The organism is Demequina silvatica (assembly GCF_000971215.1).
GTDB classification, from domain to species: domain Bacteria; phylum Actinomycetota; class Actinomycetes; order Actinomycetales; family Demequinaceae; genus Demequina; species Demequina silvatica.
Genome location: NZ_BBMA01000002.1, coordinates 154,348 through 172,637, shown reverse-complemented (window position 1 = coordinate 172,637; position 18,290 = coordinate 154,348). Strand labels below are relative to the sequence as shown.

The 18,290-nt window shown below is 74.0% G+C and carries 18 protein-coding genes; 10 read left to right on the top strand and 8 right to left on the bottom strand.

Annotated features, from left to right (window positions below):
* Complete coding sequence (gene tsaD / locus AOM05_RS00755; protein ID WP_062518722.1) at positions 1–1,038, top strand: tRNA (adenosine(37)-N6)-threonylcarbamoyltransferase complex transferase subunit TsaD; 1,038 nt, start codon at positions 1–3, stop codon at positions 1,036–1,038.
* Positions 1,038–2,681, top strand: coding sequence for a glycoside hydrolase family 3 protein (locus AOM05_RS00750; RefSeq protein ID WP_062518721.1), 1,644 nt, complete (start codon positions 1,038–1,040; stop codon positions 2,679–2,681). Before tsaD ends, AOM05_RS00750 begins: the two co-directional genes overlap by 1 nt.
* Positions 2,682–2,684: 3 nt before the next feature.
* On the opposite strand, the gene AOM05_RS00745 is transcribed toward AOM05_RS00750, so the two are convergent.
* A complete protein-coding gene (locus AOM05_RS00745; protein ID WP_062518720.1) occupies positions 2,685–3,560 on the bottom strand; it encodes an ArgP/LysG family DNA-binding transcriptional regulator in 876 nt (291 codons plus the stop codon).
* A 70-nt stretch (positions 3,561–3,630) separates the two neighbouring features.
* Between AOM05_RS00745 and AOM05_RS00740 the strand changes: the two genes are divergently transcribed.
* Both AOM05_RS00740 and AOM05_RS00735 read left to right on the top strand, forming a co-directional pair.
* Positions 3,631–4,287, top strand: a complete 657-nt coding sequence (locus AOM05_RS00740) for a LysE/ArgO family amino acid transporter (protein ID WP_062518719.1) — start codon at positions 3,631–3,633, stop codon at positions 4,285–4,287.
* Between the two features lie 39 nt (positions 4,288–4,326).
* Entirely contained in the window at positions 4,327–4,611 is a 285-nt protein-coding gene (locus AOM05_RS00735) for a COG3415 family protein (RefSeq protein WP_062518718.1), read from the top strand.
* Here the strand turns inward: AOM05_RS00735 and AOM05_RS00730 are convergent, their stop codons facing one another.
* Positions 4,612–5,805: a class I SAM-dependent methyltransferase gene (locus AOM05_RS00730; RefSeq protein ID WP_062518717.1), complete on the bottom strand. Its 1,194-nt coding sequence runs from the start codon at positions 5,803–5,805 to the stop codon at positions 4,612–4,614.
* Between the two features lie 169 nt (positions 5,806–5,974).
* Between AOM05_RS00730 and groES the strand changes: the two genes are divergently transcribed.
* Positions 5,975–6,268 carry a co-chaperone GroES gene (gene groES, locus AOM05_RS00725; protein ID WP_062518716.1) on the top strand — a complete coding sequence of 98 codons (294 nt, stop codon included), beginning with the start codon at positions 5,975–5,977 and terminating at the stop codon, positions 6,266–6,268.
* 130 nt (positions 6,269–6,398) lie between these two features.
* On the opposite strand, the gene AOM05_RS00720 is transcribed toward groES, so the two are convergent.
* On the bottom strand, positions 6,399–6,689 hold the full coding sequence (locus AOM05_RS00720) for a WhiB family transcriptional regulator (protein WP_062518715.1): 291 nt from the start codon (positions 6,687–6,689) through the stop codon (positions 6,399–6,401).
* 210 nt (positions 6,690–6,899) lie between these two features.
* On the opposite strand from AOM05_RS00720, the gene guaB reads away from it, so the two are divergent.
* Both guaB and AOM05_RS00710 read left to right on the top strand, forming a co-directional pair.
* Entirely contained in the window at positions 6,900–8,411 is a 1,512-nt protein-coding gene (gene guaB, locus AOM05_RS00715; RefSeq protein ID WP_062518714.1) for an IMP dehydrogenase, read from the top strand.
* A gap of 13 nt (positions 8,412–8,424) precedes the next feature.
* Positions 8,425–9,174 carry a TSUP family transporter gene (locus AOM05_RS00710; protein WP_062518713.1) on the top strand — a complete coding sequence of 250 codons (750 nt, stop codon included), beginning with the start codon at positions 8,425–8,427 and terminating at the stop codon, positions 9,172–9,174.
* A gap of 169 nt (positions 9,175–9,343) precedes the next feature.
* On the opposite strand, the gene AOM05_RS00705 is transcribed toward AOM05_RS00710, so the two are convergent.
* Both AOM05_RS00705 and AOM05_RS00700 read right to left on the bottom strand, forming a co-directional pair.
* A complete protein-coding gene (locus AOM05_RS00705) occupies positions 9,344–10,621 on the bottom strand; it encodes a Glu/Leu/Phe/Val family dehydrogenase (RefSeq protein ID WP_062518712.1) in 1,278 nt (425 codons plus the stop codon).
* 124 nt (positions 10,622–10,745) lie between these two features.
* The gene (locus tag AOM05_RS00700; protein WP_062518711.1) at positions 10,746–11,522 is read right to left on the bottom strand and encodes an exonuclease domain-containing protein; all 777 of its coding nucleotides are present in this window, start codon (positions 11,520–11,522) and stop codon (positions 10,746–10,748) included.
* A 107-nt stretch (positions 11,523–11,629) separates the two neighbouring features.
* Here AOM05_RS00700 and AOM05_RS00695 point away from each other — a divergent pair, with 107 nt between their 5' ends.
* From AOM05_RS00695 to AOM05_RS00685, 3 genes are all read left to right on the top strand, one after another.
* Entirely contained in the window at positions 11,630–12,754 is a 1,125-nt protein-coding gene (locus tag AOM05_RS00695) for a GuaB3 family IMP dehydrogenase-related protein (RefSeq protein WP_062519585.1), read from the top strand.
* A 170-nt stretch (positions 12,755–12,924) separates the two neighbouring features.
* On the top strand, positions 12,925–14,019 hold the full coding sequence (locus tag AOM05_RS00690; RefSeq protein WP_062518710.1) for an NAD(P)-dependent alcohol dehydrogenase: 1,095 nt from the start codon (positions 12,925–12,927) through the stop codon (positions 14,017–14,019).
* Positions 14,020–14,186: 167 nt separating this feature from the next.
* A complete protein-coding gene (locus AOM05_RS00685) occupies positions 14,187–15,293 on the top strand; it encodes an NAD(P)-dependent alcohol dehydrogenase (RefSeq protein WP_062518709.1) in 1,107 nt (368 codons plus the stop codon).
* A 21-nt stretch (positions 15,294–15,314) separates the two neighbouring features.
* On the opposite strand, the gene AOM05_RS00680 is transcribed toward AOM05_RS00685, so the two are convergent.
* From AOM05_RS00680 to AOM05_RS00670, 3 genes are all read right to left on the bottom strand, one after another.
* Positions 15,315–15,764: an ACT domain-containing protein gene (locus tag AOM05_RS00680; RefSeq protein ID WP_156164976.1), complete on the bottom strand. Its 450-nt coding sequence runs from the start codon at positions 15,762–15,764 to the stop codon at positions 15,315–15,317.
* Positions 15,761–16,831 (bottom strand): lactate/malate family dehydrogenase, encoded by a 1,071-nt coding sequence (locus tag AOM05_RS00675; protein WP_062518707.1) that lies wholly within the window; start codon positions 16,829–16,831, stop codon positions 15,761–15,763. Before AOM05_RS00675 ends, AOM05_RS00680 begins: the two co-directional genes overlap by 4 nt.
* 61 nt (positions 16,832–16,892) lie before the next feature.
* Entirely contained in the window at positions 16,893–18,227 is a 1,335-nt protein-coding gene (locus AOM05_RS00670; RefSeq protein WP_062518706.1) for an urease accessory protein UreH domain-containing protein, read from the bottom strand.
* Between the last annotated feature and the right edge of the window lie 63 nt (positions 18,228–18,290).

The following is an 18,290-nucleotide window of genomic DNA, read 5'->3' as shown; positions in this document are numbered from 1 at the left end:
GTGGCATTGGTACTGGGACTCGAGAGCACCTGCGATGAGACGGGCGTCGCGCTCGTCGAGGACGGCGAGCTGCTCGCCGACGTCGTCGCCTCCTCCATGGACGAGCACGCCCGCTTCGGCGGCATCGTCCCCGAGGTCGCCTCCCGCGCGCACCTCGAGGCCGTGCTGCCCACGCTCGACGAGGCGCTGAGCCGCGCCGGCCGCACCCTGTCCCAGGTGGACGCGGTCGCCGTCGCCGCCGGCCCGGGCCTGGTCGGCTCGCTCACCGTCGGCAACTCCGCCGCGAAGGCCCTCGCGCTCGGCCTCGGCAGGCCGCTCTACGGCGTCAACCACGTGATCGGCCACGCCGCCGTCGACCAGCTGGTGCACGGCGCGTTCCCCGACCGCACCATGGCGCTGGTGGTCTCCGGCGGCCACACGTCGCTGCTCATGGTCGACGACATCGCGACGAACGTCCGCGAGCTCGGGCACACGCTGGACGATGCGGCGGGCGAGGCCTTCGACAAGGTGGGACGCCTGCTGGGGTTGCCTTACCCCGGCGGGCCGCACGTCGACCGGCTGGCGCGCGAGGGCGACCCCGAGGCCATCCCGTTCCCGCGCGGGCTCTCCAAGCCCAAGGACATGGCGAAGCACGCCTACGACTTCAGCTTCTCCGGGCTCAAGACCGCGGTTGCCCGCTGGGTCGAGGCGCGCCGCGCGTCCGGCCAGGACATCCCCGTCGAGGACGTGTGCGCGAGCTTCGCGGCCGCCGTCGCCGACGTCCTGGTCACCAAGACCCTCAACGCGTGCCGCGAGCACGACGTCGAGACGCTCGTCATCGGCGGCGGCTTCTCCGCCAACAGCCAGCTGCGCGAGCTCGCGCAGGCGCGCGGAGAGGCGGCGGGCATCGACGTCCGCATCCCGCCGCTGCGCTACTGCACCGACAACGGGGCGATGATCGCCGCGCTCGGCCACGCCGTGGTCGAGGCGGGGGTGCGTCCGAGCGACCTCGGCATCGGCGTCGACTCCTCGATGCCGCTGTCCACCATCACGGTCTGATGCGCCTCGCCGCGACCGCCGCGGCCGTCGCGGCGGTCGCCGTCCTCGCGGGCTGCACCGGCGCCGATCCCGCGCCCTCGCCCACCGCCACCGCGAGCCCGGCCCCGACCGCGCCCACCTCGCCCGCGCCGACCCCGAGCGTCGCGACGCCCTCGCCCGCCGCATCGTCCACCCCGACGCCGGCGCCCGAGACGCTCGCCTGGGGCCCCACGGTCGAGGAGTGGGACGCGGCACTCGCGACCGCGCGCGCCCTCCCGCTCGCGCACGCGGCCGGGCAGGTGATCGTCACGGACCTCTACACGCCCGACGTCGACGTCGCCGTGCAGCGCGTGAGGGAGCACCACCTGGGCGGCGTCATCCTCATGGACGGCGCCGCGCCGTCCGCCGCGGAGGTCGCCGCCCTCACCGACGCGCTGGGCCGCGTCGACGACCGCGACTGGCCCGTGTGGATCTCCGCGGACGAGGAGGGCGGCTGGGTGTCGCGCCTGTCCGCGGCGGTGCCGAGCCTGCCGGGCTTCATGGCGGCGGGCGCCGCGACGGACAAGGCCGCAGTGACGGACGCGTACCGGTCCTCGGCGGCGGACATGCGGGCGCTCGGCGTGAACGTCGACTACGCGCCGGTGGCCGACGTGACCGTGGGGCCCGCGGACCCGACCATCCGCACGCGCAGCGCCGGCTCGGACCCGGAGACCGTGGCGGAGACCGTGGTCGCGGCGGTCGACGGGTTCGTCGACGGCGGCGTGGTGCCCGTGATCAAGCACTTCCCCGGCCATGGCTCCGTGACCGTCGACTCGCACACCGGGCTGCCGGTGCAGTCGCGCTCCGTGAAGCGGCTCGCGCGCACGGACCTGGTGCCGTTCGCGGCGGCCGTCGACGCGGGCGCCCCGGTGGTGATGATGGGGCACATCGCCGTCCCGGAGTGGGGCGACGGGCCCGCCACGCTCGAGCGCGCCGCGTACCGGTACCTGCGCGACGACCTCGGCTTCACCGGCGTCACCGTCACGGACGCGCTCAACATGGCGGCCGTCGCGGAGGGACGCACCCCGGGTCAGGCCGCCGTCCAGGCGCTCCGCGCCGGCGCGGACGTGCTCCTCATGCCCAAGGACGTCGACGGCACCGTGGACGCGATCGTGTCCGCGGTCCGCGACGGCAGTCTGTCGCGCGCGCGCCTCGACCAGGCCGCGGCGCGGTCCATCCTGCTCATGCGGTGGTCTGAGGGGCTCGGCGGGGACGCCGCCACGCCGGGTTATCCGCGCGCGCTCGCGGCAGCGGGCACCACCGTCGCGACCGACGACTGCGACGCGCCCCTGGTGCGGCGGCGCGCCACGGTGGTCGGCGGCCCGGACGATGCGGTGGCCGCGCTGGAGGGCGCGCTCCGCCGGCGCGGGGTAACGGTGGGCGAGGGGGGCACGTCGATCGCGCTGCTGACCTCGGGCGCGTACCGGGCCGACGCCGACGTGGTGGTGGCGCTCGGCGACCCGTGGGGGCTGTTCGACTCGCGCGCCGACGCCCACGTGGCGGTCTACGGCGACTCCGACGCGACGCTCGCGGGCCTCGCGGACGTCCTGGTCGGGGACGCCGCGCCCGGCGGCGCCTGGCCCGTCGAGCTCCGCGGCGCGCGCCGCTCCTGCGCCGCGTCCTGACGGCTACGGCGCGGTGAGCGCCGCCGCGGCCGCCGCGCGCACGGCGTCCGCGATCGCGGTGAGGCTCGCGGACTGCACGCGCCACTGCTGCCAGTGCAGCGCGACGTCGAGCTCGGGCCCGCCCAGCCCGACCAGATCGCGCCCTTCGCGCTGCGCCGCGGGCAGGAGCCCCCAGCCCAGGCCCAGGGCGATGGCCTCCGCGAACTCGGTGGAGGAGGGCACGCGATGGCGAGGCGGCGCGGCCGGATCCGCGCCCGCCGCCGCCAGCCACCGGGACTGCAGGTCGTCGCGCGCGTCGAAGTCGACCACCGGCGCGGCGGCGAGAGACAAGGGCGCGGCGCCGTCGGGGAACCACCGCGCCGCGAACGCCGGAGCCGCGACCGCGCGGTAGCGCATCCGCCCGAGCGGCGTCACCGAGCACCCGGGCACCGCGGCCTCCCGCGTGGTGACCGCGGCCACCACCTCGCCGCGCGCGAGCAGCTCCGCGGTGTAGGACTCGTCCTCGCGGTGCAGGTGCACGGTCGCGCCGAGCATGGGCAGCACGTCCGCCAGGGGCCGCAGCAGCCACGTCGCGAGCGAGTCCGCGTTGACGGCGATGCGCAGGGGTGCGGGACCGTCCGCGGGGAGCCCGAGCGCCGCGACCGCGTCGGACTCGAGCAGCGCCACCTGGCGCCCGAACCGCACCACCGCCTCGCCGGCCGGCGTCGGGCGGACCGGCCGGGAACGCACCAGGAGCACCTGACCCGTGAGCCGCTCGAGGGTCGCGAGCCGCTGGCTCACCGCCGACTGGGTGACGTGGAGCGCGCGCGCGGCCGCGTCGAGCGAGCCCTCGTCGACCACGGCAGCGAGCGTCTGCGCGAGGTCGGCCGGGATCTTCACATAAGCAAACCTAATAGAGCATCCACAATTGTGAGTAGTGCTGTGGATAATTGGCGCCTACCGTGTCGCCATGACCTATCTCGCCGGGCTCGGCCTCGGACTGTCCCTCATCGTCGCGATCGGCGCGCAGAACGTGTTCGTGCTGCGCCAGGGCCTCCGCCGCGAGCACGTCGGGCTCGTGGTGCTCATCTGCGCGATCTCCGACGCCGTGCTCATCGCGGCAGGCGTCGCCGGCGTGGGCGCCGCGATCGAGGCGGTGCCGTGGCTGGTGACCGCCGCGCGGTGGGCGGGCGCGGCGTTCCTGCTGGGCTACGCGGTGCTCGCCGCGCGACGGGCGCTGCGCCCCGAGGGCGAACGTCTCGAGGCGGACGATGCGACGGTCGCCCCCGCCTCCCCGGCCCCCGGCGGCCGGACGGCCACCGCGACGGCGACCCGCGCATCGTCCCTCCGGGCCGTCGCCCTCACGTGCCTCGCGCTCACGTGGCTCAACCCGCACGTCTACCTCGACACGGTGGTGCTGCTGGGGACCGTCGCGACCACGCACGACGCGCGCTGGCTGTTCGCGGCGGGCGCGATCACGGGCAGCGTGCTGTGGTTCACGGCGCTGGGGTACGGGGCGCGCCTGCTGTCGGGCGTGCTCGCGCGGCCGGGCGCGTGGCGCGTGCTCGACGGCGCGATCGCCGCGGTGATGGCGGGGCTCGCGGTCTCGCTCGTGCTGGGGGCGTGAGCCGCGGGCTCGCGCGGCTCGGACCCGTAGTCTGGCCGCATGGCACGGATCACGGAGGCGCAGGTCGCGGACGTCAGGCGCCGCGTCGAGGAGGGCGAGGCGCGCACGGCCGTCGCGGAGGCGGTCGGGATCTCGAAGGCGAGCGTCGACTCGATCATGAGCGGCCGTCGCGGCGGGCCGTCTCGCCGGTCGGGGACCCTCACCCCGGATCAGCTCGCGCGCATCGCGGAGCTCGCCGGGGCCGGCATGTCCCAGACGGCCATCGCGCGCGAGGTGGGCACCAGCCAGCAGATGGTCTCGAAGACCCTGAAGGCGGGCGGCTAGCTAGGCGGGAACGGCCTCGACCAGGAGGGCCGCGTGGCGGCCCTCGAGTCGGGTGAGCACCAGTGTCGCGCGGCCGGAGCCGCGCAGCTTGAGCCGCGGACGGAGCTGCTCGGGGGTGAGGTCCACGCCCCGCTTCTTGATGTCGACGGTGCCCACGTCCCGGGCGCGCAGCTCCTTCGCGAGCACCTTGACGTCGAGCGGCAGGCGCTCGATCACGCGGTAGGCGCGGGCGAACGGCGTCGCGGGAGGCACGGCGTCGCACGTGAGGTACGCGATCTGCGGGTCGACCAGGCGCGCTTCCAGGCGCTCCGCGAGCACGCCCACCAGGCCGGCGCGGATCACCGCGCCGTCGGGCTCGAGCAGGTAGGCGCCCAGCGCGCCCGCGTCCGCGCGGTCCGTGGGCCCGGCGATCCGATGGTGCCGGTCGCCGCGGATCACCAGCGCGGCGTGGCCTTCGCCGTGGGCGGCGGCGCCGGCCCACAGGCCCACCTCCACGACGTCGCCGTCCACGCTCACCCACTCCGCCTCGAAGCCGGGCGGCACCGCCTCGTGCGGCAGCCCCGGGCCGGCCTTGACGCCCAGCGCCCGGTAGCGCGGCGCGAGGTCCAGGACGCGGTCGAGCGCGGGGGAGTAGTCCGCGGGATCGTGGCGGCGGCCGCGGGCGTTGCGCCGCGCGGGGTCCGCGAACACGCCATCGACGTCCGCCTCCGCGAGCAGCGCGAGCGAGTCGCCGTGGACCACGCGGGCGGCCGGCCAGGGGGCGAGGTTGTGGGCGGCGAGGTTGTGGGCGGCGAGGATGGCGGTGGCCTCGTCGGCCTCGAACGCGACCACGCCGAGCCCGCGCGCCGCCACGGCCCTCGCGTCCGCGCCCAACCCCGCGGTGAGGTCCGCGACGGCCGTGCATCCGGCGGCGGCGAAGCGCTCGGCGTGGAGCCCCGACACCACCGCGCGCGAGGCCTGCTCGAGCCCAGCGCGGTGGAACACCATCGCGTCCGCGGCGTCTCCCAGCCGGGGGCGCGCCTCGCGCCGCAGCTCCGCGAGAGACATCGCGGCGGCGACCAGCGCGGGCTCGTGGCCGTCGCGGCGCAGCCGCGCGGAGGTCGCGAGGGCGTCCTTCGGGTCGAAGTCCCGCAGCGAGCCGGCGAGCGCGAGGCAGGCGGGGCTCACCGTGAGGCGCGCGGCGACGGGGTCCATGCCCGGATCATTTCACGGGTCGCGAACACCGCACCGTCCATTAGCACTCGCCTAGGGCGAGTGCTAGATTGAGGGTGCTCTTCAGAGCGCGGCACCTTGGGATCGACCCCCGCGACGGCGATCCCGCAGGTCCGCACCCCGAACTTCGAGAACGGAAGGTGAGGTCCGCATGTCGGTCTCCATCAAGCCCCTGGAGGACAAGGTCGTTGTCAAGGCGGCAGCCGCCGAGACGACCACCGCGTCCGGACTCGTGATCCCCGACACGGCCAAGGAGAAGCCCCAGGAGGGCGAGGTCGTGGCGGTGGGCCCGGGTCGCATCGACGACAACGGCAACCGTGTCCCGGTCGACGTCAACGTCGGCGACAAGGTGATCTACAGCAAGTACGGCGGCACCGAGGTCAAGTACGCGGGCGAGGAGTACCTCATCCTCTCCGCGCGCGACCTGCTCGCCATCGTCGGCTGAGCAGCCACGCAGCGACGGGCCCCGGGGCGTCAGCCCCGGGGCCCGTTCGCGTCTCCGGGTGCGGCCGGGTACGGGAGGCGACCGCCGCATCGTCCCCGAGGAGATGGACGATGCGGCGCCTCCCCGGCGTCTAGCTCGCCTTCTTGAGGCGGCCGGCGAGGATGGCATGACGCTCGTCCTCGCTCAGCCCGCCCCACACCCCGAACGGCTCGCGCGCCTGGAGCGAGCGCTCGCGGCACGTGTCGAGCACGGGGCAGTTCGCGCAGAACTCCTTGGCCGCCTCCGCCCGGCGGCGGCGTGCGGCGCCGCGTTCGCCCTCGGGGTGGAAGAACAGGTTCGGATCGGCGGAGCGGCATGCGCCTTCGTATTGCCACTCCCACTGATCCTGAGTCGGTGCGGGCAGTTTCGCCACGGCCTCCATCACGCCCCCTCTATGGGTTCGTCACCGGCTCGCCCCCAGATGGCGCCTTTGCCACCCGAACCGTCATCGATCCTGGTCAATGTGCTCCCGGAAGGCTTGTGGCCCCCGATCGCGCAATCCCTCATTGCCATTCTTAACACCGTCGGCGGGCGATGGGAAGGCCCGATTTGCCTGGTTTTCCCGCCACCGGCGAGAGCCTAGAATGTGCCAATGGTTCCGCTCGAGAACGATCCCTTCGCCTTCACCGGACTCACCTACGACGACGTGCTCCTGCTCCCCGGAGAGTCGGATGTCATCCCGTCCGAGGTCGACACCACCACCCAGCTCACCAAGGGCATCTCCGTGGCCGTCCCGCTGCTGTCCGCGGCCATGGACACCGTCACCGAGGCCCGCATGGCGATCGCCCTCGCGCGCCTGGGCGGCCTGGGCGTGCTGCACCGCAACCTGTCCATCGAGGACCAGGCCCACCAGGTCGAGATCGTCAAGCGATCCGAGTCCGGCATGATCACCGATCCCGTGACCGTGGGCCCCGAGGCGACGCTCGCCGAGCTCGACGCGCTGTGCGCGAAGTACCGTGTCTCCGGCCTCCCCGTGGTCGACGAGGACCAGCGCCTGCTGGGCATCATCACCAACCGCGACCTGCGCTTCATCAACCCCGCCGAGTTCGCGTCGCGCCTGGTCAAGGACCAGATGACGCCCATGCCGCTGATCACGGCGCGCGAGGGCGTGTCCAACGCGGAGGCCTCGGAGCTGCTGGCGAGGCACCGCGTCGAGAAGCTCCCGCTGGTGGACGGCGACGGCCGCCTCACGGGCCTCATCACGGTCAAGGACTTCGTCAAGACCGAGCGCTACCCGCTCGCGTCCAAGGACTCCGAGGGCCGCCTGCGCGTGGCCGCGGCCGTGGGCTTCTACGGCGACGCCTGGGAGCGCGCGACGGCCCTGGTCGAGGCCGAGGTCGACTGCCTGGTGGTCGACACCGCGCACGGCCACGCCCGCGCCATGATCGAGATGATCCAGCGCCTCAAGTCCGACCCGGCCACCGCGCACGTCCAGGTGATCGGCGGCAACGTCGCGACCCGCGCGGGCGCGCAGGCGCTCGTCGACGCGGGCGTCGACGCGGTCAAGGTGGGCGTGGGCCCGGGCTCGATCTGCACCACCCGCGTGGTCGCCGGAGTGGGCGTCCCGCAGGTCACGGCGGTCCACGAGGCGTGGAAGGCCGCGCACCCCGCGGGTGTGCCCGTGATCGCCGACGGCGGCCTCCAGTACTCGGGTGACATCGCGAAGGCCTTGGTGGCCGGCGCCTCGTCCGTGATGCTCGGCTCGCTGTTCGCCGGCTGCGCCGAGACCCCGGGCGACCTGGTGCTGGTCAACGGCAAGCAGTTCAAGAGCTACCGCGGCATGGGCTCGATGGGCGCCATGGCGTCCCGCGGCCGCGTGTCCTACTCGAAGGACCGCTACTTCCAGGCGGACGCCCCCAGCGACGACGACCTCATCCCCGAGGGCATCGAGGGTCGCGTGCCCTACAAGGGTCCCCTGTCCTCCGTGGTTCGCCAGCTGGTCGGCGGCCTGGGCCAGTCCATGTTCTACGTGGGCGCGCGCTCCATCCCGGAGCTGCAGGCGAAGGGCAAGTTCGTGCGCATCACGCCGGCGGGGCTCAAGGAGTCGCACCCGCACGACGTCCAGATCACCGTCGAGGCGCCCAACTACGCCGGCCGCGGCTAGCGCGGCCCGCTAGGTGGAGCCCGCCTGGCAGACGCTCGCGATCCTCGCGGTCGTCGCGCTGATCGCCGGGTTCCTCGACACGCTCGCGGGAGGGGGCGGGCTGCTCACGCTGCCCGCCCTGCTCCTTGCCGGGGTGCCGCCGCTGCAGGCGCTCGGGACCAACAAGCTCCAGGGATCCTTCGGCACGGGCATGGCCACGTGGCAGGTGATCCGTCGACGCCGCGTGCGATGGCCCGATGCCCGGTGGCCCATGCTGTGGGCGTTCCTCGGGTCCGTGGCAGGGTCGGTCGCGATCCAGTTCGCGGACGCCGAGGCGCTGCGGGTTCTCATCCCCGTGGTGCTCGGGGTGATCGCCGCCTACTTCGCCTTCGTGCCCAAGGCGCATGTGCCGCCCGCCCGCGCGCGGATGTCCGCGGCGCCGTACGAGGCGACCGTGGTGCCCGCAATCGGGGCCTATGACGGCGCGTTCGGGCCCGGCACCGGGTCGCTGTTCGCGCTGTCCGGCGTGACGCTGCGCGCGTACGACCTGGTGCGCTCGACGGCCGTCGCCAAGACGCTGAACTTCGCGACCAACGTCGCGTCGCTCCTGGTGTTCGCGTTCGTCGGGCAGATCGCCTGGGTGGTGGGCGGCGCGATGATCGCCGGCCAGCTGGTCGGGGCGTACGTCGCCTCGCATGTGCTGTTCCGGGTGTCGCCCGTGGTGCTGCGCGTGCTCATCGTGGTGATGAGCACGGGCATGCTGGTGCGCTACCTGATCGGGTAGCGCACCAGCATCCCGCTCGACCGTGGTGCACGCGCGATCGGGATGTGATCCTGCATGCAGGTCTCGCTCGACCCGCATGCAGGACCGACCGGTAGGTGCTCCTGCATGCGGGTCGAGCGTCTCCGGCGCGCGCGGGCGCGCCCGCCGGGGACGGGTGTCGCACCGTGGCTCAGGGGTAGAGCCCCCGTAGCCGGTGGGCCTCGGTGACGCGCTGGACCGCGAGCGCGGTGGCGGCCTCGCGGTAGGACAGGCCGTGCGCGGTCGAGTAGTCGACCACCGCGTGCCACGCGGTGGTCATCTTCTCCTCGAGGCGGTTGTTCACGTCCCGTTCCGCCCAGGTGATGGCCTGGTTGGCCTGCACCCATTCGAAGTACGACACGACCACGCCGCCGGCATTCGCGAGGATGTCGGGCACCACGAGCACGCCGCGGTCCGCGAGGATCGCGTCGGCCTCGCGGGTGGTGGGCCCGTTCGCCCCCTCGACCACGATCGTCGCCTGGATCCGCTCCGCGTTGGCGGCGGTGAGGACGCCCTCGACCGCGGCGGGGACGGCCACGTCGACGTCCAGGAGCAGCACCGACGCGGGGTCGATCGCCTCGGTGCCGGGGAAGCCCGCCACGGACCCGGTCCGGTCGACGTGCTCCGCGAGGCGCCCGATGTCGAGACCCCGCTCGTCGTACACGGCGCCATCGATGTCGGAGACGGCCAGGATCCGCACACCCTCCGCGGACAGGAAGCGGGCGGCGTCGCGACCGACCTTTCCGAAGCCCTGGACGGACGCGGTGGTGCGTGCGGGGTCGAGGCCGTGCGAGGCCATCGCCATCAGAGCGATGTGCGCGACGCCGCGCGACGTCGCGGACGCGCGTCCCAGCGAGCCACCCAGGCTCACGGGCTTGCCCGTCACCACGCCAGGGACGGTGTAGCCGACGGACGCCGAGTAGGTGTCCATGATCCACGCCATGGTCCGCTCGTCCGTGCCGATGTCCGGCGCCGGGATGTCCTTGGTGGGCCCGATGATCGGCAGGATCTCCGACGTGTAGCGGCGCGTGACGCGCTCGAGCTCGGCGACCGAGTGCTCGCGCGGGTCGATCGCGATGCCGCCCTTCGCGCCGCCGTACGGGACGTCCACGAGGGCGCACTTCCAGGTCATCCACATGGCGAGCGCGCGGACCTCGTCGAGGTCGACGTTGGGGGCGAAGCGCAGGCCTCCCTTGGCGGGGCCGCGCGAGAAGTTGTGCTGCACCCGGTAGCCCGAGTACACCGCGATGGAGCCGTCGTCACGGCGCAGCGGGACGCTCACCATGAGCTCGCGTCGCGGGGTTGCCAGCATCTGGCGGGTCCCGCCGTTGTAGCCGAGGTGGGCGAGCGCGGCCTCGAGTTGCGAGTGCGCGTCCGCGAGAGGACCGGCCCCCGAGGGGGCGGCCGTCGTGGTGGTGGACCACGTCATTGTGACCTCCGAGTTGTCGGTCCCTCGACACTAACGCCGCGTTCGCGGCCGACCGTTGGCCGTCCGGGCCAATGCAAGGGGCGCGATTGGCCCGGATGTCCAGTGCGGAGGGACGATGCGGCGGCTAGAAGAGCGCACCGGTCTCACCTCCCGCGGTGGTCGGGGCGGCGGTGGTCGAGGACGGCGCGGCCGTCACCCGGGCGACGGGCCATGCGGGCTCGGGGAGGTCCTCGGTGGTGCCCTTGGACTTGAGCCAGGCGCCGAACCGCACGGCCCACGCGTGGTGCGCGTCGGCCTGGAGGTCGTGGAGCGAGTCCAGCGGGGTGTCGCGCATCGCGGGGAAGGCGGCGGCGAGCGCGTGGACCAGCTCGAGCGTGGCGAGCACGTCCGCATCCGCGGCGTGAAGGTCATCGGCGACCACGCTGACGGAGTAGAGGGTGCACAGGTCGATGAGCTTGCGCTTGCCCTTGCGGTACTGGTCCATCTTGCGGTCGAGCACCAGGGGGTCGATCACCGGGCGGACCTCTCCGCGCGACAGGCGTGAGGCGAGCGACGGCAGGCCGTGACGCGCGAGCTCGTTCTCCAGCAGCGTGAGGTCGAACTGCGCGTTGAACGCCACCACGGGGTGGCCGGCGTCCAGCGCCGAGGCGAGCGCCGTCGCGATCTCCTCGAGCGCCGCGGGTGGCTGCACGCCCTCCGCGCGCGCCTGCGAAGTCGAGATGCCGTGCACCGCGCTCGCGGCCTCGGGGATGGGGATCCCCGGGTCGATCAGCCACGTGCGCGTCGACACCTCTCCGCCGCGCCGCGTGATCACCGCCGCGGTGACGATGCGGTCCCGCTCCGTGGACACGCCTGTGGTCTCGGTGTCGAAGCCCACCATGGTCTCGTCGAGCCAGTTCATGGTCCTAGCCTGGCACGACCCGCCGACACCGGAGGCGAGGTTGTCCACAGGCCCGGCCCCCGCATCGTCCCGCGTCGGCGTCCGAGCCGGACGATAGGGTGGAGCCCGTGAGCAACGAGATCGAGATCGGCCGCGGCAAGCGCGGCCGCCGGGCCTACTCCTTCGACGACATCGCGGTGGTGCCGTCGCGGCGCACGCGCGACCCCAAGGTCGTGAGCCTGGGCTGGCAGATCGACGCGTTCCAGTTCGAGATCCCCGTGATCGGCGCCCCGATGGACTCGGTGATGAGCCCCGCGACCGCGATCGCGCTGGGCAACGCCGGCGGCCTCGGCGTGCTGGACCTCGAGGGCCTGTGGACGCGCTACGAGGACCCGACGGCGGTGCTCGCGGAGATCGCCGCGCTCGAGCCCGCGCAGGCGACCGCGCGCATGCAGGAGCTGTACCGCGAGCCCATCAAGGACGCGCTCATCACCGCGCGCCTCCAGGAGATCCGCGCGGCCGGCGTGGTGGTCGCGGGTGCGCTGAGCCCGCAGCGCACGCAGGAGCACTACGCGACGGTGCTCAAGGCGGGTGTGGACCTCTTCGTCATCCGCGGCACCACCGTGAGCGCCGAGCACGTCTCCGACGGCGCGGAGCCCCTCAACCTCAAGAAGTTCATCTACGACCTCGACGTGCCCGTGATCGTCGGCGGCGCCTCCACCTACCAGGCGGCGCTCCACCTCATGCGCACGGGCGCGGCCGGCGTGCTGGTCGGCTTCGGCGGCGGCGCGGCGCAGACCACCCGCACCACGCTCGGCATCCACGCGCCCATGGCGACGGCGGTGTCCGACGTCGCGGCCGCGCGCCGCGACTACCTCGACGAGTCGGGCGGCCGCTACGTGCACGTCATCGCGGACGGCGGCCTGGGCCGCTCGGGTGACATCGTCAAGGCGATCGCCTGCGGCGCGGACGCGATCATGCTCGGCGCAGCGCTCGCGCGCGCCGAGGAGGCTCCGGGGGCCGGGTTCCACTGGGGCCCCGAGGCGCACCACCCGGAGCTGCCGCGCGGCGAGCGCGTCCACGTGGGCACCTACGGCACCCTCGAGGAGATCCTCTTCGGGCCCGGCACGCACGCGGACGGCTCCTCCAACCTCATGGGGGCGCTGCGTCGCTCGATGGCGACCACCGGCTACTCGGATCTCAAGGAGTTCCAGCGCGTCGACATCGTGGTGAGCCCCTACCAGGCGGGATAGCCGCACCACCGATTCTCCGGACGCCCGGGCGAGCGATCGCCCGGGCGTCCGTGCGTGCGGGTGGGAATACGGGCCCTCCGATGCGTGTCATGATCTAAGAGACACGTGTCAAGCAATGGCGCCGTGGCCGTGCCGATCAGTCCCCTGGGCGCCACGAAGGAGTCCCCGCCATGAAGGCATTGCGGTTCACCGACTGGAAGACCAAGCCGTCCCTCCAGGAGGTCGAGCGACCCGTCCCGGGTCCTGGAGAGGTGCTGCTCAAGGTGGCCGGCGCCGGTGCCTGCCACTCGGATGTCGCCGTGTACGAGCAGTTCGACGCGACCACGGTAGGCGCGCAGCTCGCACCCACCTACACCCTCGGTCACGAGACCGCCGGCTGGATCGAGGAGGTGGGCGAGGGCGTCCTCGGTCTCACGCAAGGCGACGCCTACCTGGTGTACGGCCCCATGGGCTGCGGCCACTGTCCCGCCTGCTCGCGCGGTCAGGACACCTATTGCGAGAACGCCGCGCAGACGCCGTTCCTCGCCTCCGGGCTCGGGCGCGACGGCGGGATGGCCGAGTACATGACGGTTCCCGCGCGCAACCTCGTGCCGCTCGGCGACGCGGACCCGGTCGCCGCCGCGCCCCTGGCCGACGCGGGGCTGACGCCGTACCACGCGATCAAGCTCGCCCTGCCCAAGCTCGCGGGCGGCGGCAAGACCGCGCTCGTGATCGGCCTCGGCGGGCTGGGCCAGCTCGCGGTGCAGATCCTCAAGGCCACCACCGCGGCGACCGTGATCGCGACCGACATGAAGGCGGACGCGATGGCGCTCGCCGCGTCGCGAGGCGCCGTCACCGTCGCCGGCGGCGAGGGTCAGGCGGAACGCATCCGGGAGCACACCGGGGGCAAGGGCGTCGACGCGGTCTTCGACTTCGTGGGCCTCACGCCGACCATCCAGCTGGCCCAGAAGGTGGTGGCGAAGCAGGGGCGCATCACCGTGGTGGGTATCGCCGGCGGCCCCGTCACCTGGGACTTCTACTCGAACCCCTACGAGGCGGAGCTGACCAACACCTACTGGGGAACCATCGAGGAGCTCCACGAGCTCGCGGCGCTCTACCACGACGGGCACCTCCGGGTCGACGTCACCACGTTCGGCATCGACCAGGCGCTCGAGGCGTACGAGCACCTCGAGAACGGAACGCTCCTCGGTCGCGCCGTGGTGGTGCCGCATCCCGATGCCGCCGGGGTGGTGATCGGCGCCGCGACGGCGTCCGTGACCGCCTAGGGCTCGGCGTCAAGTGGGGCGCGGTTCACCTCGGCAGCGTCCGTAGGATGCCCAGAAGTGAATTGCGCTTCACATTCGCCCGGCACCTGTGCCATGCTCGAACCGCGCGGCGAGCAACGGCGCCCGACCCGCGTGAACCCACGAGCGGGTGCCGGTCAGGAGTCCCCATGAAGGCCGTCCGCTTCGACGCGTGGAAGACGCGTCCCGCCCTGGTCGACGTCGAGCGTCCCGTCCCCGGCCCGGGCGAGGTGCTGCTCAAGGTGGCCGGCTCCGGCGCCTGCCACTCGGACGTCGCGCTCTACGCGCTGTTCGACCAGGACATCGCGATGCCGCAGCTGCGGCCCGCCTACATCCTGGGCCACGAGGTCACCGGCTGGGTCGAGGAGGCCGGGCCCGGCGTGGTCGGCATCGAGCACGGCAGCGCGCACATGGTCTACGCCGCGCGCGGCTGCGGCCACTGCGCGTCCTGCGCGCGCGGCGAGGACACGCTGTGCGACAACGTCGCCTCGATGACGTCGCTCGGCAGCGGCCTGGGCCTCGACGGCGGCATGGCGGAGTACATGACCGTCCCGGTCCGCAACCTGGTGCCGCTCGGCGACGCCGACCCGATCAAGGCGGCCCCTCTGGTCGACGCCGGCCTCACCGCGTACCACGCGGTCAAGCTGGCGCTGCCGCGGCTCGACGCCGGGGGCCGCACGGCGCTGGTGATCGGGCTCGGCGGCGTGGGCCAGTTCGCGGTCCAGATCCTGCGCGAGATGACGGCCGCGACGGTGCTCGCGACCGACATCAAGCCGGAGGCGTGCGCGTTGGCCGAGGCCCGCGGTGCGACGGTGGTCGCGGCCGGCGAGGACCAGGCGGCACGCATCCGCGAGCTCACCGGCGGGCACGGCGTCGACGCGGTGTTCGACCTGGTCGGCAGCGAGGACACCATCCGGCTCGCGCAGTCCGCGGTCGCCGTGCGCGGCCGCATCACCGTGGTGGGGCTCGCGGGCGGCCGCACCGACTGGGGCTTCTACACCACCCCGTTCGAGGCGGAGCTCACCGGCACCTACATGGGCACCCTCGAGGAGCTCCACGAGCTCGCCGCGCTCTACCGCGACGGCCGCCTCGAGGTCGACGTCACTCCGTTCGCGCTCGAGGACGCGCTCGACGCCTACGCGCGGCTCGAGGCGGGGACCATGCTGGGACGCGCGGTCGTCGTGCCGCACGGCGCGGTGATGGGGCACGATGCGGCGGTCGCCGCGGGCGCGGAGGCCGTCCCGGTCGGGGGCTGAGGGGGCTGAGAGGGCTGCGCGTCAGCGGGGCGGGAGGACCGAGACGGCCACCGGGGGCCGCCCCGCGGCGCGCAGCCGGTCCACCGTGCTCTCGACGGCGCTCACCGAGCCGGACAGCACCATGAGATCCGCCTCGGCATCGGCCCATGCCGCCACCCCCTCGCCCGCCTCCGCGGGCGCCACGGCGCCCGGAAGGACCGCGACGGCCCTGACCCGCGCATCGTCCGCGCGCACCAGGTCGACGTCGCGCACCACGGCGAGCCGCGCGAGCGTGCGGACCAGCACCTGGGCCAGCCGCTCGGACGCGGCGAACTCCACGCACAGCGTGCCCACGCCGGCGTGCACCGCGAGGGTCGAGAGCGATCCGAAGCTCACGCCGCGCTCCGAGAAGACGCCGGTGAGGGCGGCGGAGGCGCCGCTGCGGTCCTCGACCCGCACGAACGCGAACCACCGGCGCGTGAGGGCGCTCATGACGCGCCCCCGCCCCACGCGACCACGGACTCGTTGATGGACTGCGCGACCTCCCACAGGACGCGGCTCTCGTCCGCGGCCAGAGCGTCGACCATCACGCGCGACCAGCCGTCCGGCCCGACGGCCACCGGGACACCTAGGACGCCGCGCCACGGCGACCCTCCGAGCTCGATCTCGCCGTCGAGCAGCACCTGGCCGGCCACCACGATGTCGCGGCCGTCGAGCACCGTCCGCACCAGGTCCGCGGTCGCGTTGGCGGTGCCGTGCGCGGTCTTCGCGCCGCTCTGGTGGGTGAGGTACGGGCGGATCACCGCCTGCACGTCGGGCGGGTAGGCGTCCACGGCGGCGAACGCCGCGGCGATGTCGGGCGCCTCCGAGATGCGCTGCTTCGCGGCCGTGACCTCGGTGCGGAAGGAGGCGAGGGTGCGGTCGCCGCGCAGGCGGTCGACGATCTCCGCGCGCTCGTCGGGGTCGAGCCCCCGGAGTCGCACCGAGGACCACAGCGGGACCATGCGGTCGCCGTGCAGGCGGTCGACGAACCCGCTCACGCGGTGGCGTCGGATGCCCAGGGTCGCCGCGATCTCGCGGCGGAACCGCAGGGTGTCCAGCCACGCGCCCATGCCGATCACGCGGTGGCGGCCCAGGCGGCGGGCGAACACCTCGACGGCGAGCTCGAGGGGGTTGGAGACCACGATCACGACCTCGTGACCGCTGCCATGCGCGGCGAGGGCGTCGGCGTACTCCTCGAACACGCGGCGGTTGTCCTGGGCGAGGCGGTCGCGGTCGATCGGCTGCCCGGTGCCCGTGGGCAGGGTGCGGCCGGCGGTCATCACCACCACGTCCGCGACCACGTCCTCGGGGCGGGTCGCGACGTCGATGTGGGGTGCGTGCTCGTCGTGCGCGTCGATGAGGTCGACCCGGAGCCCGTGCACGGCCTCGCCCGACGCGCCGCCGGGCCGGCCCACCAGCTGCAGGCGCGAGGTGGGGCCCAGGTCGCCACGCTCGATCAGCGCGCCGCAGACCGCGCGGCCCACGTCTCCGGTGGCTCCGACGATCGCGACATCCATGCGCTCGACCCTACGGGGTGCATGTTTCGCGCGCGTGGCCGTGCAGGTCAGGCGAGGCGGCTCAGGCCGCGGGGCGGTCGATCACCACGATCGCGCCGGTGAACATGCCCATGGTGCACGCGTACGGGTAGGTGCCGGTCTCGGTGGGGGTGAACTCGACGGTCGCGTCTCCGCGCAGCACGTCGATGCTGTCGAGGCCGAGCGACCGCGCGTCGACCACGTTGGCGCATCCGTAGAACTCCGGCGACAGGGTCCAGCGCACGGGCTCGTCCGCGTAGACCACGGTGACGGCGGGGGAGTACCCGTCCGCGACCACCGCGGTGCTCACCTCCTGCACGCCGGCGACGTCGACCACGTTGGCGGTCCGCTCGGTGGCGGTGACGGTGCCGACCCGCAGGCCCGGGGCGAGCTGGGTGAGCGCGCCGGTGCCGGTCACCAGCGCGAAGGCGAGGACCACCACGCCCACCACCCGGAGCGCGCGTCCGGATCCTCGCTGGGCGGTCGACGCGGCGGCGCCCGCGGCGAGCAGCCCGGGCGTGGTGCCGAGCGCGAACACCGCCATCACCGTCGCGCCCGCGACGGGGCTGCCCGTCGACAGCGCGTACAGCTGGACCGCCTGCGTGAAGCCGCAGGGCAGGAAGAAGGTCGCCGCGCCCACCGCCATGGTGCGCGCGAAGCCGGCGCCGCCCACGTCCGCGCGCGCCCAGCCGCCCCAGCGGCCAGGAAGCGACAGCTGCCACGCGGCGAGCCGCGGAGAGGCGCCCGTGAGGCGCACGCCCACCACGGCCATCACCAGCGCGGCGGCGAGCACCAGCAGGCCGAGCATCACGCCGGACGGCGCGACGGTCCGCCCCACGGCTCCCACCAGCCCGCCGAGCACGGCGAAGCCAGCCACCCGTCCCGCGTTGAACGCCAGGTGCGGCCGCATCCGCGCGAGACCGGTCGCGTGCGACGGCACGGACGCGGCGAGCGACACCACGAGCCCGCCCACGAGCGCCATGCACGTCGACACGCTCGCCGCGACGCCGAGCCCCAGCACCACCACCAGCGAGCCGGCCGAGGCGCCCGCGGTGAGCTCCTGCACCCGCTGGTCCAGTCCGAGCGCCCACGCGAGGATCGCGATCGCGCCCACGCCCGCGACGGACAGCGCGAGATCCCGCCAGACGCGGTGCTCGCGGCTGAACCACGGGCGCGTGCCGACGCTGTACGGGCCGTCGGCGAGCGCGCGGTCGATGTCGGTGTCCGACGGCAGGCGCGACCCGGTGAGAGTGAGGCGCCCGCTGCGCCGGTCCGCGACGGCGGACTCCACCCCCGGCAGGGACAGCGCGGCGGCCGCCACCGTGCCCTCGCACGCGGCACAGGTCATCCCGGCGATGGGGACCTCGCGTGCGGACATGGGGACGCTCCTTGACTCCACGTCAGGCTATGCGACCGCGTGGGCGCCCCGCCCGGGACCGAG